This window comes from Conexibacter sp. DBS9H8 (assembly GCF_023330685.1).
In the GTDB taxonomy this organism is placed as follows: Bacteria; Actinomycetota; Thermoleophilia; order Solirubrobacterales; family Solirubrobacteraceae; genus Palsa-465.
The window spans coordinates 2,493,069-2,507,598 of the sequence record NZ_CP097128.1; the positions used below are offsets into that span (position 1 = coordinate 2,493,069).

Annotated in this window: 13 protein-coding genes and 2 rRNA genes; 5 read left to right on the forward strand and 10 right to left on the reverse strand. The window is 67.1% G+C overall.

The features are described from left to right. Positions 1–329: 329 nt before the first annotated feature. Genes hisF through murA form a run of 8 tightly spaced genes read right to left on the reverse strand, consistent with a single transcriptional unit; the run spans position 330 to position 7,276 of the window. The gene (gene hisF, locus M3M55_RS11885) at positions 330–1,103 is read right to left on the reverse strand and encodes an imidazole glycerol phosphate synthase subunit HisF (protein WP_249009718.1); all 774 of its coding nucleotides are present in this window, start codon (positions 1,101–1,103) and stop codon (positions 330–332) included. Next, on the reverse strand, positions 1,100–1,840 hold the full coding sequence (locus M3M55_RS11890; RefSeq protein ID WP_249009719.1) for a HisA/HisF-related TIM barrel protein: 741 nt from the start codon (positions 1,838–1,840) through the stop codon (positions 1,100–1,102). Before M3M55_RS11890 ends, hisF begins: the two co-directional genes overlap by 4 nt. Further along, positions 1,837–2,541, reverse strand: coding sequence for an imidazole glycerol phosphate synthase subunit HisH (gene hisH, locus M3M55_RS11895; RefSeq protein WP_249009720.1), 705 nt, complete (start codon positions 2,539–2,541; stop codon positions 1,837–1,839). Before hisH ends, M3M55_RS11890 begins: the two co-directional genes overlap by 4 nt. Next, positions 2,538–3,128, reverse strand: coding sequence for an imidazoleglycerol-phosphate dehydratase HisB (hisB, locus tag M3M55_RS11900; protein WP_249009721.1), 591 nt, complete (start codon positions 3,126–3,128; stop codon positions 2,538–2,540). Before hisB ends, hisH begins: the two co-directional genes overlap by 4 nt. Beyond that, entirely contained in the window at positions 3,106–4,377 is a 1,272-nt protein-coding gene (hisD, locus tag M3M55_RS11905; protein WP_249009722.1) for a histidinol dehydrogenase, read from the reverse strand. The genes hisB and hisD overlap by 23 nt, the downstream gene beginning before the upstream one ends. Further along, positions 4,367–5,002 carry an ATP phosphoribosyltransferase gene (gene hisG / locus M3M55_RS11910; RefSeq protein ID WP_249009723.1) on the reverse strand — a complete coding sequence of 212 codons (636 nt, stop codon included), beginning with the start codon at positions 5,000–5,002 and terminating at the stop codon, positions 4,367–4,369. Before hisG ends, hisD begins: the two co-directional genes overlap by 11 nt. Then, positions 4,992–5,948 (reverse strand): ATP phosphoribosyltransferase regulatory subunit, encoded by a 957-nt coding sequence (locus M3M55_RS11915; protein ID WP_249009724.1) that lies wholly within the window; start codon positions 5,946–5,948, stop codon positions 4,992–4,994. Before M3M55_RS11915 ends, hisG begins: the two co-directional genes overlap by 11 nt. 14 nt (positions 5,949–5,962) lie before the next feature. After that, complete coding sequence (gene murA, locus M3M55_RS11920; protein ID WP_249009725.1) at positions 5,963–7,276, reverse strand: UDP-N-acetylglucosamine 1-carboxyvinyltransferase; 1,314 nt, start codon at positions 7,274–7,276, stop codon at positions 5,963–5,965. Between the two features lie 133 nt (positions 7,277–7,409). Here murA and M3M55_RS11925 point away from each other — a divergent pair, with 133 nt between their 5' ends. From M3M55_RS11925 to M3M55_RS11945, 5 genes are all read left to right on the forward strand, one after another. Continuing rightward, positions 7,410–8,000 carry an HD domain-containing protein gene (locus M3M55_RS11925; protein WP_249009726.1) on the forward strand — a complete coding sequence of 197 codons (591 nt, stop codon included), beginning with the start codon at positions 7,410–7,412 and terminating at the stop codon, positions 7,998–8,000. Positions 8,001–8,088: 88 nt separating this feature from the next. Further along, positions 8,089–9,192: an isocitrate/isopropylmalate family dehydrogenase gene (locus M3M55_RS11930; RefSeq protein ID WP_249009727.1), complete on the forward strand. Its 1,104-nt coding sequence runs from the start codon at positions 8,089–8,091 to the stop codon at positions 9,190–9,192. 100 nt (positions 9,193–9,292) lie between these two features. Further along, positions 9,293–9,829, forward strand: coding sequence for a hypothetical protein (locus M3M55_RS11935; RefSeq protein ID WP_249009728.1), 537 nt, complete (start codon positions 9,293–9,295; stop codon positions 9,827–9,829). Positions 9,830–10,030: 201 nt separating this feature from the next. Beyond that, a complete protein-coding gene (locus M3M55_RS11940) occupies positions 10,031–10,291 on the forward strand; it encodes a hypothetical protein (protein ID WP_249009729.1) in 261 nt (86 codons plus the stop codon). Positions 10,292–10,543: 252 nt separating this feature from the next. Continuing rightward, complete coding sequence (locus tag M3M55_RS11945) at positions 10,544–10,993, forward strand: hypothetical protein (RefSeq protein WP_249009730.1); 450 nt, start codon at positions 10,544–10,546, stop codon at positions 10,991–10,993. Between the two features lie 104 nt (positions 10,994–11,097). Here the strand turns inward: M3M55_RS11945 and rrf are convergent. Then, positions 11,098–11,214 (reverse strand): 5S ribosomal RNA (rrf, locus tag M3M55_RS11950). A 151-nt stretch (positions 11,215–11,365) separates the two neighbouring features. Then, positions 11,366–14,316: ribosomal RNA gene (locus M3M55_RS11955) — 23S ribosomal RNA — on the reverse strand. Positions 14,317–14,530 lie beyond the last annotated feature (214 nt).

Genomic DNA, 14,530 nt, shown 5'->3' on the forward strand with positions numbered 1-14,530 from the left:
CTGGTATCCTTCTACTGATATGCGCTGTCGTAGTGGAAGTCACTGTCAGGAACCGGCCCTCAGCGGCCGGCGCTTCTGTGCGGAGCACGCAGCCGAGCTCGATCGCATGCGCGAGGAGCTCAAGGATGCTGCGGCTGCCCGCATTGGCCGGGGTCGTCCCAAGCGGTCATCGACCTGCTGCCGTCCCGGCTGTTATGAACCACGGGTCCCTCCCGCTGCGTACTGTGATGCCTGTGCAGCGGCGGGATACGTGGAAGAGGCCGCTTAGCGTAACCTCGGCGCCGGGCACTCCGTGTCCGCCGCACCGATCTGCCTGACCGCGGTGGGAATCACGGGTCCGGGACCGGCCGAACCGCGATTCCCGCCGCCGCCAGGTGGTGTTTGACGTCGGCGACGCTGAAGCGACCGTAGTGGAAGATCGAGGCGCACAGCACCGCGTCGGCGCCGGCCCGCAGGGCGCTGACGAGGTGGTCGAGTTCGCCGGCGCCGCCCGAGGCGATCACCGGCACCGACACGGCAGCCGCCACCGCCCCGAGCAGCTCGAGGTCATAGCCGGTGCCGGCGCCGTCCTGATCCATCGATGTGAGCAGGATCTCCCCCGCCCCGAGTGAGACCCCCTCCACCGCCCAGGCGACCGCGTCTCGTCCCGTGGGGCGCCGGCCGCCGGCGACGTGGGCCTCCCAGTGCCCCGGCGTTTCGGCGCGCTTGGCGTCGATGGCGAGCACGACACACTGGCTGCCGAATACCTCGGCGAGCTCGGAGATCAACTCGGGCCGGGCGAGCGCCGCCGAATTGACCGACACCTTGTCGGCGCCGGCGTCGAGCACGGCCTGGGCGTCGCTGACCGAGCGGATCCCCCCACCGACGGTGAACGGAATGAACACGTCATCGGCGGCGCGTCGCGCGAGGGCGCGCACCGTCTCGCGCGTGTCGGAGGTGGCGGTGATGTCGAGGAACACCAGCTCGTCCGCGCCCGCCCGGTCATAGGCGCGGGCGAGCTCGACCGGGTCCCCGGCGTCGCGGATGTCAAGGAAGCCGACGCCCTTGACGACCCGCCCGCCGTCCACGTCGAGGCAGGGGATGACCCGTTTGTAGTGGCTCACCGCTCCGAAGCCCCGGCCGACAGCGCCGCCTGCCCCTCCGCGACGGTGAAGCGGCCCTCAAACAGCGCCTTGCCGACGATCACCCCGCGGAGGCGGCGCAGCGCGAGGCTGCCAAGCTGCTCGAGGTCGGCGAGGGAGGAGATGCCGCCGGAATATACGTAGCTGCCGTCAACCATCTCGTCGACGGCCCGTGCTCCCTCGAGGTCCGGTCCGCTCAACATCCCGTCCCGGTCGATGGAGGAGAACACGAACCGCCGGACGCCCTGCTCCTGCAGGCCGGTGAAGGCGGCAGCGAGGGACAGGTCGGTCTGCTCGAGCCAGCCGGCCGACGCGACGTGCCCGGCGCGTGCGTCGACGGAGACGATCACCCGCTCCCCGTGAGCGGAGAGGATCCGCTCGAGAAACGCGGCGTCCTTGAACGCGGCGGTGCCGATGATCACCTCGGCCGCCCCGGCGGAGAACGCGTCCGCGACCGCGGCATCGCTGCGCAGGCCACCCCCGAACTCGACGGGCACTTCGAGCGACTCGACGATCCGGTAGAGGTGCCGCAGATTCTCCGGTGCGCCGGTGCGGGCACCGTCGAGGTCGACGACATGCAGCGCCTCGGCTCCCTCCTCCACCCACCGCTTGGCGGCATCGACCGGGTCGGGGTAGTAATCGGTCCGCCGTGCGTAGTCTCCCTGATCCAGGCGCACCGCCCGGCCCCCGAGCATGTCGATCGCCGGCAGCAGGATCATGCCGCCTCCCGCGTCGGCGCGGGCGCGGCCGCGTCGGTCTCGACGCCACCCACCCCGGGCCTCGCCGCCGTCGGCTCGGCGCGAGCTCCTTCACAGAAGCGGCGCAGCAGCGCGAGACCGTCGGTCGAGGACTTCTCGGGGTGAAACTGCACCCCGAGAACATTCGCTCGCCCGACCGCGGTGGCGAACCTCTCGCCGTAGTGGGCGGTGGCGATGACGTCGGCGGGGTCGGCGGGCACGGCGCAGTAGGAGTGCACGTGATAGAAGGGTGCGTTCCGCTCGAGCAGTTGCGAGGACCGGACGAGCGTCACCTCGTTCCAGCCGATGTGCGGGACCGGCAGCCGTCCGGCCGCGAGTGCGCGCACCTCCCCGGGGAGGAGGCCGAGACCGCGAGCGCCCCCGAGTTCGCTCGAGCCCTCAAAGAGCAACTGCATGCCCAGACAGATCCCCAGCAGCGGTGTCCCGGACGCGGCCTGGTCGCAGATCAGTCCGATCAGCCCGCGTTCGCGGAGCTGGGCCATGCCACGGGCAAAAGCGCCGACTCCCGGCAGCACGAGCGCGTCCATGCCGGCAAGCTCGTCCGTGTCGTCGCTCACCCGGACGTCGGCCCCGACGTGGACGAGGGCCTTCTCGACCGAGCGGCGGTTGCCCATCCCGTAGTCGATGATGCCGACCCGGACCGGGCCGGAGGCGGCGGTCATCGGAGCGTCCCCTTGGTTGACGGGATCCCCGGTTCGCTCGGGTCGAGACTGACGGCGATCCTCAGCGCGCGCGCGGTCGCCTTGAAGATCGCCTCGATGATGTGGTGGACGTTGGCGCCGGCGAGCACGCCGACGTGCAGGGTCAGCTTCGCGTTGGTCGCCACCGCATGGAGGAACTCGCGACAGAGTTCATGCTCGAAGCCGTTGATCGACCCGGGCGGGAGATCGGCGTCGAAGACGAGCAGACCCCGCCCGGAGATGTCGATCACCGCCTCCGCTCGGGCCTCGTCCATCGGCACGACCGCATCACCGAAGCGAGTGATGCCGCGGCGGTCCCCGAGCGCTTCGTCGAGCGCGCGGCCGATGGCGATCCCCACATCCTCGACGGTGTGGTGGGCACCGGTCTGGAGATCCCCGGTTGCGGCGACGGACAGGTCGAGGCGACCGTGACGGGCGAGCAGGTCGAGCATGTGGTCGAAGAACCCGACGCCGGTGGCCCGCTCGCCCCCCCCGGCCCCGTCGAGGGCGAGGCTGACCGTGACGGCCGTCTCCCCGGTGCTGCGTTCAATCGTCGCGGTGCGCGTCATCGGCTGGATTCTCCCCGATCCGGGCCTCCATCGACGCGCCGTGGAGCTCGAACCCCTCCGCCCGGGCGATCGGTGCCGCCGCCTGAGCGAGCGCCGCGGGCGAGGAAATCCGGACCTCGGTGTAGACCCGGCGGAAGTGCCAGGGACCGAGCGAGGAGGCAAAACGGGCCGACCCGCCGGTCGGGAGGGTGTGGTTGGAACCGGCGATGTAGTCGCCAAAGGCGGTCCCAGTCGACAGAAACACGCAGCCGGCGTGAGTGATCCGGTCCGCGAGCGCCTCGGCGTCGGGGCCGAGCAGCTCGAGGTGCTCGGGAGCGAAGGCCTGGGCGAGGGCGAGGGCGTACTCGGCGGAGGGGACGTGGATGAGCCGGCAGACGGCCGGTGAGGCGGCGAGTGCGCCGGCGAGACGCTCGCTGAGGGCGTCGATCACCGCCGCGGACACCGACACGCCGACGACGAGGGTTCCGGAGCCGTGCTCGGCCTGGGCGAGCAGGTCGAGGGCGACCGGCTCAAGGTCGGCACCGGCGTCGATGATCGCCATCAGGTCCGACGGCCCGGCGAAGGAGTCGATCGCCACCCGGTCACAGACCTGGCGTTTGGCCTCCTGCACGTAGAGGTTGCCAGGCCCGCAGATGACATCGACGGGCCGGATCGATTCGGTTCCGTAGGCGAGAGCGGCGACCGCCTGCGCGCCACCGACCGCGTAGACCTCACTCGCCCCGCACATCCGCGCGGCGGCGAGCACCGTCGGGTTGACGTGGCCATCCGCGCCGGGCGGTGAGCAGAGCACGACGTCTCGGACGCCTGCGGTGCGGGCGGTGACGACACCCATCACGACCGTTGACGGGTAGGGTGCCCGCCCGCCGGGGACGTAGATACCGGCCCGGTCGAGGGGCACCTCCCGCACGATCACCTCGTGGGAGCCGAAGTCCACGGCGCGCGGCCGGCGGACCCCGGCCGCGGCGACCCGGCCGACGTTGGTGATGGCGAGCTCGAGACCGCGGGCGACGGCGAGGTCGAGCGCCTCCAGGGCGGCGTCGATCTCCGCCTCGGGGACCGCCAGCGCGGCCAGCGGACCGTCATAGCGGCGGGTGAGCGCGAGCAGGGCGGCGTCTCCGTCGCTGCGGACATCGGCGATGATCTCCAGGACCGCATCGGCGACGTCGGCACCCGACAGGATCAGGCGGCGCAACCCCGCTGCGAGTTCGTCGGGCGCCCGGCCGGCCGCCTCCGCGCGCTCAACGTCCACCGATACGCTCCAGGAGACCGTCGATCGCGCGGGCCCTCAGCTTGTCCGACACCGGATTGGCGATCAGCCGGGCGGTGCAGAGGGCGATCTCCTCTCGGATGACGAGGTTGTTCTCCGCGAGGGTCGTTCCCGTCGCGGTCAGGTCGACGATCGCCTCCACCATCCCGGTGAGCGGCGCCAGCTCGACCGACCCCTTCACCTCGACGATCTCGGCCTGCCGTCCGGTCGCCTCGAGGTACGTGGTGGCGATCCGCGGGTACTTCGTTGCGATCCGGACGACGCCGAGGCGCTTGAGCGCCTCGGCCGCCTTGTCCGGCCCGGCCTCGGAGGCGAGGACCATGCGGCAGGCTCCGAAGCCGAGGTCGGCGAGCTCGTACACCTCCCGCTCGGCTTGCTCCATCAGCACGTCCTTGCCGGTCACCCCGAGGTCGGCGGCACCGGACTCGACGTAGATCGGCACGTCGGAGGGTCGCATCGTGATGATCCCGACCTCTTCGAACCACAGCCGACGGTCGTTGGCGCGCACCGGTGCGGTGTCGATCCCGAGGAAGTCAAGCAGGTCGAGGGTGCCGTCCATCAGCGCCCCGCGGGGCACGGCGATCCGCAGCGGTCGGTCAGCCGACACGCCGACGGTCCTCCATCATCAGGGCGACGTGGACGCTCTCGACGTTGAGAGCGAACCCGACCGCCGGCAGGGGCCGCCCGAACCGTCCCAGCAACTCGTCGTAGCGCCCGCCGGAGCCGAGCGGCTCGCCGTGGGCCGGGTCGTAGACCTGAAACACTGCGCCGGTGTAGTAGCCGAGCGAGCGCAGCAGGCCAAAGTCGAAGATGATCCGGGCGGCAACCGAGTCGGCGAGCCGGTCATAGACGGCCCGCAGCCCGGTCACCGCGGCGCCCACCCGCCCGTCGAGGCCGTCAAACAGCTCAGCGCCTCCCCGCAGGCGCGGGACCCGCGTGAGCAACGCCGTCTCCTCCACTGGGAGGCCGAGGGCGACGATCTCTCGCTCCACCCCGACAAAGTCCCCGTCGGTGAGCTCGGCGAGGATCCGCCCCCGGGCCGGTTCGGCGACCGACAGGCTGTCGAGCAGGGCCGGATAGAGCATCGCGTCCCCAAGTCCGATCCGGTAGTCGGTGAGCCCGGCCGCGTCGAGGGCACCACAGAGCACGGTGAGGACCTCAGCAGTGCCTTCGGGGGCGGGCGCGCCGATCAGCTCGACGCCCGCCTGCAACAGCTCGCGAGATTGGCCGCGATGGGTGCGCACGGCCCGATAGGAGTGGGCGAAATAACAGAACCGCAGCGGCGGCTCGACGGTTGCGTACCGGGCGCCGACGAGCCGGGCGATCGGGACCGTCATGTCCGAGCGCAGCACGAGCACGTTGCCGTGCTGGTCGAAAGTGCGGTAGGCCGCACGGGCCCCGTCATCACCACGGTCGTACTCGAGGGCGGGCGTGGCGACCTCGCCGTACCCGGCTTGGTCAAACACGGTGCGAATCCGCTCGGTGAGTGCGCGCAGCTCCCGCATCTCGTCGGGCAGGACGTCACGGGTCCCGCTGGGAGTGCGTTCGGGCATGGCCCTGTAGAGAATCAGTCTTCGAAGACCGGTGCCTTGGCGGTGTCCTCGACGCGGGCGATCCGGGCCCCGAGTTCGCGCAGGCGTTCGTCGATCCGCTCGTACCCGCGGTCGATCTGGCGGATGTTGCCGATCTCCGTGATCCCGTCCGCGCACAGGGCGGCCATCAGCATCGCCATGCCGGCACGGATGTCGGGTGACTCAAGGCGCTGGCCGCGCAGCTTCCGGGCACCGACGACGATCGCGCGATGTGGATCACAGATCGTGATCGCCGCCCCCATCGACTGCAGCTTGTCGGTGAACACAAGCCGGTTCTCGAACATCCACTCGTGGATGAGGACCGACCCCTCCGACTGGGTGGCAAGCGCGAGGGCGATGCTCGTGAGGTCGGCGGGGAACTTCGGCCACGGACCATCCTGCACGGTGGGGGTGTGGTTACCCGCGTCATTGACGACGGCGAGCTTCTGTCCGCCGGGGACGATCACGTCCGAGCCGCGCAGCTCGGAGCGCAGACCGATCTTCTCGAACACGAGCCGAATCATTCGCAGGTCCTGGGGCACGGTGTCCTTGATCGTCAGCTCGCCACCGGTGACACCGGCGAGCGCCATGAACGATCCGATCTCGATGTGATCGGGGGCGATCGTGTGGCTCGTGCCGCGCAGCTCGGCGACCCCGTGAACGGTCATCACGTTCGAGCCGATGCCATCGATCGGGGCGCCCATCGACACGAGCATCCGCGCGAGGTCTTGGACGTGGGGCTCGGACGCCGCGTTACGGATCACCGTCGTCCCACGGGTGAGGGCAGCGGCCATCAGCGCGTTCTCGGTCGCCATCACCGACGGTTCGTCCATCAGAAAGTCGCACGGGGTGAGCCCGAGCGGCGGGGCGCGGAACTCGATCTCGTCCCCGTAGCGCACCTCGGCCCCGAGCGCCCGGAAGGCGTCGAGGTGCGGATCGAGCCGGCGGCGGCCGATCACGTCCCCTCCGGGCGGCGGCATCGTCGCGGAGCCAAACCGGGCGAGCAGCGGGCCGGCGAGGAGGAAGGAGGCACGGATCCGCGACGCGAGCGCATAGTCGAGCATCGTCGAGTTGATCCCGGAGCAGTCGACGGAGACGACACCGTGACCGAGCCAGCCGATCTCCGCGCCAAGCCCGACGAGCAGTTCGAGCATGTCGTATACGTCGGAGATCGGTGGCACGTTGCGCAGCACGACCCGTTCGTCGGTGAGCAGGCAGGCGGCGATGATCGGAAGCGCGCCGTTCTTGTTGCCGGCGGCGGTGATGGTCCCAGACAGCGGCACGCCGCCTTCAATGACGAACTTCTCCATGGGGGGCTTTCTGGTCGGGGGAAGCGGGTCCCTCTCAGATCGAGCTTCGCGGAGGTTAGCTGCTCGGATCGGCCCGATGGGATCGAGTGCGCGTCCGTGCGCGGTACGAGTGTGGGCTATGGTGGCGGCCATGATGGATCGGGATTCGCGCCCCGCCGCGTGGGACCTGCTGTGTGAGTGGACCGAGTCGGACTCCCTGCGTCGCCACATGCTCGCCGTCGAGGCGGCGATGCGCGCCTACGCGCTCCACTTCGGCGAGGACGTCGATCTCTGGGGTCTCACCGGCCTCCTGCACGACCTCGATTACGAACGCCATCCCGACCTGTCGGCCTCCGACGGGCATCCGCGGACGGCGATGGCACTGCTGAGCGAGCGCGGGTACCCTGCGGAGCTCGTCCGCGCGATCGGCTCACACGCCGACGGGCTCGGGATTCCTCGCGAGTCGCTTCTCGAACGGGCTCTGTTCGCCGTGGATGAGCTGTCGGGGTTCATCCTCGCCGTGGCCTATGTCCGGCCCGACGGCCTCTCCGGGATGACCCCGCAGTCGGTGAAGAAGAAGATGAAGTCCGCCGCCTTCGCCGCCGCGGTGAGCCGGGATGACCTCCGCCACGGCGCCGAGGCGCTCGGGATCGACTTCGACACTCACGTCGCATTCGTCATCGCCGCCCTCCTCCCCCACGCCGACCGGCTCCTGCCCGGCCCCGCCGACGCTGGGGCCGGCTGACGGCTCGCCACCCCGACCGACCGTGACGACCGCTGCCTCCGCCGGCTCGAAACCCCGTCGAGACGGCGATCTTCTAAGGTGACCGGAAATGTCTGAGATCACGATCGTGGTCCTGGACGGCGACGAGACCGGCCAGGAGTTGTTGGAGCAGTCGCTGTCGGTTCTCGACCCAGAACTGCTGGGGCTTCCCGTCTCCCTCGAGCACTTCGACCTCTCGCTGGAGAACCGCCGGGCGACGCGTAACGGTGTTGTCGACGCGGCCGCGGCGGCGATGGGAGAGGCCGGCCTCGGGTTGAAGGCGGCGACGATCACGCCGGAGGGCAAAGATGACGTCGGTTCCCCGAACCGGATCGTCCGCGAGGGGATCGGCGGCAAGGTGATCCTCCGCACCGGTCGACGTCTGCCCGGGGTCGCGCCGATCGCCGGGGTGCACTACCCGATCTGCGTCGTGCGGATGGCCGTCGATGACGCCTACGGCGCCGAGCAGTGGCGCGAGGGCGCTCCCGGCGGCGCGGAGGAGATCGCCTATCGGACCGAGAAGATCAGCCGCGGGACCTGTCGCGCGGTCGCCGAGTTCGCCTTCCGCACCGCCGTGATGATGGACGGGCGCGTCTACGGTGGCCCGAAGTGGACGGTGTCTCCGGTGTACGAGGGGATGCTCAAGGAGGAGATGGACGCCGCAGCGGCCCGCCACCCCGAGGTCGACTACCAGCCCGTGCTGATCGATGCGACCTACGCCGGCCTGCTGTCCGGCGCGACCGACCGTCCGCTCGTCATCCCCGCTCTCAACCGGGACGGCGACTGTCTCTCTGACATGGTCCTGCCGATGTTCGGGTCGATCGCCGGCGCCGAGTCGATCCTGCTCGCCTTCAACGACTCAGACGAGCTCACCTGCGCGATGGCCGAGGCACCGCACGGTACCGCTCCGACGCTACGGGGCAAGGACATCGCCAACCCGCTCGCGATGATCCTCGCCTGCGGCGCGGTGATGCATTACGCCGCCGAACGCCACGGTCCGGCGGCTGAACGGGCCTCGCGGGCGATCTATGAGGCGGCGCTCGAGACGATCGCCGCCGGCACCAAGACGGTCGACCTGGGCGGGTCGGCCGGCACCACCGAGTTCACCTCCGCCGTCGTGCAGCGGATCGCGCACAAGCTCGACGTGTGGGCCTCCCTCGGCCCCGGCACCTGACGCTCCGTCACGTCCGTCACCCTTCGCTGACGTGATCCCGTATCGGCCGGGGCCCGGAGATCAACCCCACGGCCGCGACGTCAGGTGGTATAACGGCGGGATGGCGAGATCGTGGGCATACCGGGGCTTTGTCCTCGCACTTGTATGCGGCACGGTCCCCGTCGCGCTGACCGCCGCGGCGCTCGCGGCTCGCACCGTCCGCGCAGCCATCTATGAGGGCTCCGGTAGGCAGTATTACAACAATGCCCCTTGCCCGAAGGCCCCCAAGGAGCAGTGCTACCGCTCTCCGGCCGGGCGCCAGCGCTTCTCGTTCACGGTCACCGACCGGAAGGGCACTACCCCGGCCAGGATCGTCGACTTCCTCGCCCACTACAGCTACTACTGTGGTTCCGGTCACGCCGTGGCGAAACCGGCGGGCCCCATCACGATCCGGCCCAACGGCAGCTTCTCCTACGCCTTTAAGGTGGCCTCGACGGCTCCGGACGGCAAGGTTGACGGGACGACCGCCTTCACCCTCGTCGGGCGCTTCTTCAGCCCGCGCGCTGCACGCGTCCAGTACACGGTCGCGACGCGCTTCTCCAGCGGGCCCGCGTTCGTCTGTGGCAGCCGCGTGAGTGGCATCGCCCACGCTGCCTGACGCTGAGCCGCGCCTCCCCACGGGGACCGACACGCAGGGGCGACGCAAAACGTCGCCGACCCTGTGCCCCCGCCCTGGCGGCACAGGATCTGCCCGACCACGAGCCCGGCCGGCCTCTGGGCCTGCGCGGCGCCAGGTTGGGTGAAAACGTGCAGCCTCGCGGGCGCTTCCGTCCGACCCCCCGGCTAGCGTTGCGAACACATGTTCCGTACCTTCGTGCATAGCCTCAGCCTCTGGTGGCAGGACTTCAGCGAGGACATCCTCGGGGCCGACCTGCCTCTCCACGTCTATGAGGAGGACCTCCTCACCTATCACCGCGCCCACCCCCACCGCCGGGGTGAGCTGTCTTCCACCGGTGCCGGCGGGGTTCGCCGTCCCGGAGGCGTGCCTCCCGCTGAACCCGTCTGCCTATGCCCCGTTCCGCGCGCCGGAAAGCGACCGCGCGCCGCCGCACCCCGCTGAGCGGCCCGCCCGTGTCACCGGCGCCGCGGCGCGATCACCGCTCCCACGACCGGCCCTTGGCGCTGTCACAGCCGAGGTTTTGATTCAAACCCCACGCTCAGGGGAATGAGATCGTCTGCCGATGGAGAATGGATGAGCGCGGCACGGCATCCGCCTCAGCTGCCATTGTGTATGAGGAGAGAGACAACCTCCGGAGCGCGGCGCCACGTTGGCGCCTCGGAGGCCACCGAGTGAGAGGGCAGGTGCTTTGCCATGTACACCAATGAACCGGTCGACACAAGTCGACGGCGCCTGCCCGGTGTGGGCAGCCTTCCCGGCGCGGGTTTCTTCAACGATCGGCTCAATGACGCCGTCATGCTCCTCGGCGCTCTCCCGGAGATCGTCGTCGCACTCCGCTCGATCCAGGAGCACATCATCCACCTGGACGGCGAGGTTGTCCTCATGCGCACCGGGGTCGACTCCCTCGAGCAGGAGGTCCGCGACATGCGCGGGGAGCTCGGCGTCCTCGCGGATGGGATGCACGAGGTAAGCGCAGCGGTCGCCCGCCTCGAGCCGCACATCGCTGATATCAGCCGGTTGACGCGCCCGCTCAAACGCCGACGGAGCCGCCTGAGCGAGCACGATGCCGGCGGAGCCGTCGTCACCCCGCTCGTGCCACGCAGCATCGACCCAGCTTCGGCCATCGGCGACACGGCAGGCTGAGGTCACCGGCACACGGGCGAAGCTCCAATCGCCACCTTCACCGGCCACAGTCGCACATGACGTTAAACGCTTCGGGCCGCCCTCGGGCGGCCCGTTGCAGAAGACACCGGCGGCGACCTACTCTCCCGGACCCTTTCGGGTCAAGTACCATCGGCGCTGAGGGGCTTAACGGCTCTGTTCGGAAAGGGAAGAGGTGTTTCCCCCTCGCCATAGCCACCGGAAATTGTCGAGAGTCCGCCCGCCTAGGACGAGAGTCCCTCATGCGGACCTTCAAAACCACACAGTAACCAATGCCGGGCGCACGCGCCCGCTCTCTCGCCTTGCATGTCGCGCTCGTGGCGCGGACGAGGAGTCGGTATCACAAAGATGTAAACCGTCAAGCCCTCGACCCATTAGTACCAGTCTCCTACGGACGTTACCGCCCTTCCAGATCTGGCCTATCAACCTGGTGGTCTACCAGGGGTCTTACTCTCTCTGGGAGATGGGAGAACTCATCTTGTGGCCGGCTTCCCGCTTAGATGCTTTCAGCGGTTATCCGATCCGCACGTAGCTAGGCTGCGATGCCCTTGGCAGGACAACAGCTACACCAGAGGTGCGTTCATCCCGGTCCTCTCGTACTAGGGACGAATCCACTCAATTCTCCAACGCCCACGGCAGATAGGGACCGAACTGTCTCACGACGTTCTGAACCCAGCTCGCGTACCGCTTTAATGGGCGAACAGCCCAACCCTTGGGACCTACTTCAGCCCCAGGATGCGACGAGCCGACATCGAGGTGCCAAACCGGGCCGTCGATGTGGACTCTTGGGCCCGATAAGCCTGTTATCCCCGGAGTACCTTTTGTCCGTTGAGCGACGGCGCTTCCACTTGCTACCGCCGGATCACTAAGACCTACTTTCGTACCTGCTCGACATGTCTGTCTCGCAGTCAAGCTCCCTTACTGCCTTTACACTCTACGCACGATTTCCGACCGTGCTGAGGGAACCTTTGTGCGCCTCCGTTACATTTTGGGAGGCGACCGCCCCAGTCAAACTACCCGCCTGTCACTGTCCTGCGCCCGGATTCACGGCGCGCAGTTAGAGATCCAATACACCAAGGGTGGTATCTCAAGGTTGCCTCCACACCAACCGCAGTCAGTGCTTCCAAGGCTCCCACCTATCCTGAGCGAGATGCATCGAACCCCAATACCAAGTTGTAGTAAAGGTTCACGGGGTCTTTCCGTCTAGCCGCGGGTACTCGGCATCTTCACCGAGACTGCAATTTCACCGAGCCCCTCGTTGAGACAGCGTTCAAGTCGTTACGCCATTCGTGCAGGTCGGAACTTACCCGACAAGGAATTTCGCTACCTTAGGACCGTTATAGTTACGGCCGCCGTTTACCGGGGCTTAGTTTCGGTGCTTCGGATTGCTCCTAACACCTCCACGTAACCTTCCGGCACCGGGCAGGCGTCAGCCCCTATACGTCGTCTTACGACTTAGCAGAGACCTGTGTTTTTGGTAAACAGTCGCTTGAACCTATTCACTGCGGCCCCCTCGGGCTCCACGAGCAAGTCGCTTCACCCTACTAGGGCGCCCCTTATCCCGAAGTTACGGGGCGATTTTGCCGAGTTCCTTAACGAGGGTTATCTCGATCACCTTAGTGTTCTCCACTTGCCCACCTGTGTCGGTTTTGGTACAGGCACGCGTGACCTCCCTAGAGGCTTTTCTTGGAGGCATGGCGTCCGGGACTCGCCGGCTCAAAGCCAGCTGGCATCGCGCCTCGGGTTATGCGGAACCGGATTTGCCTGGCTCCACCCCTACACGCTTACCCCAGGGCGACCATCGCCTGGGATCCCATAGCCTTCCCCGTCCCCCCATCGGTCAAACGGTCACGACGTGGTACAGGAATATCAACCTGTTGGCCATCGACTACGCCTTTCGGCCTCGCCTTAGGTCCTGACTAACCCTGAGCAGACGAACTTTACTCAGGAATCCTTGGGCAATCGGCGGAGGGGATTCTCACCCCTCTTTCGTTACTCATGCCGGCATTCTCACTTCCCAGGCCTCCACGGCTGGGTTACCCCGCCGCTTCACTGCCCTGGGAACGCTCTCCTACCGCGCGTATAAATACGCACCCGCAGCTTCGGTGTGTGGCTTGAGCCCCGTTACATTATCCGCGCTCGAACACTTGACCAGTGAGCTGTTACGCACTCTTTCAAGGGTGGCTGCCTCTAAGCCAACCTCCTGGTTGTCTATGCACTCGAACATCGTTTACCACTTAGCCACAACTTAGGGACCTTAGCTGGCGGTCTGGGCTGTTTCCCTTTTGACGCTGAAGTTTATCCCCCAGCAACTGACTCCCGGTGTAGCCGTGACGGTCTTCGGAGTTTGCCTGAATTCGGTAACCTGGTAGGGCCCCTAGTCCAAACAGTGCTCTACGGCCGCCACGGAATTGAACCGAGGCTATACCTAAATATATTTCGGAGAGAACCAGATATCACTGAGCTTGATTAGCCTTTCACTCCGACCCACAGGTCATCCGCCCAGTTTTCAACCTAGGTCGGTTCGGTCCTCCACGAGGTCTTACCCCCGCTTCAACCTGCCCATGGGTAGCTCGCTCAGCTTCGGGTCTAGCGCCTACGACTGATTCGCCCTATTCGGACTCGCTTTCGCTACGGCTCCGCTCATCGCTTAACCTTGCCGCAGACGACTAACTCGCCGGCTCGTTATGCAAAAAGCACGCGGTCACGGGACAAGCCCGCTCCCACCGCTTGTAGGCACATGGTTTCAGGTACTATTTCACTCCCCTTCCGGGGTACTTTTCACCTTTCCCTCACGGTACTAGTCCGCTATCGGTCACCAAGGAGTACTTAGCCTTAGAGGGTGGTCCCCCTAGATTCAGTCCGCGTTTCACGGGTGCGGACTTACTCAGGTACGGCTCGGGAGGTCGTGCAGTTTCGTCTACGGGACGGTTGCCCTCTTTGGTTCGCGTTTCCACACGATTCGACTACCACACAACTTTGTAACTCCACAATGAGCCGCCCTACAACCCCGCTACGCAAGCGCAGCGGTTTGGGCTGGTCCCTTTTCGCTCGCCACTACTCAGGGAGTCTCGTTTGATTTACTTTCCTCGGGGTACTGAGATGTTTCACTTCCCCCGCTTGCCTTCCAACTGCCTATGTGTTCAGCAGTTGATGACGCCCGATTAGAGGCGCCGGGTTTCCCCATTCGGAAATCCGCGGGTCAAAGGCTATTCAACGCCTCACCGCGGCTTATCGCAGTCGTTCACGTCCTTCGTCGGCTCTTGGTGCCAAGGCATCCACCATGTGCCCTTACTATCTTGACGGTGATCTATTCAACGACGCACCGTAAGGATGGTGCGCCGTCCGAGACGACGGCAAAGCCGTCGCCCGGTGATACCCGTTTACATTGGCTACTGTGCAGTTTTCAAGGTCCGCAAAGAGGCACCGCACTCGGACTGAGTGCCGGTCTCTCAAAACTCAACAGCATGCGGCCGCCCCTGCGGACTGAGAAGCTGGCTTCTCATGAACAGTGCGGCC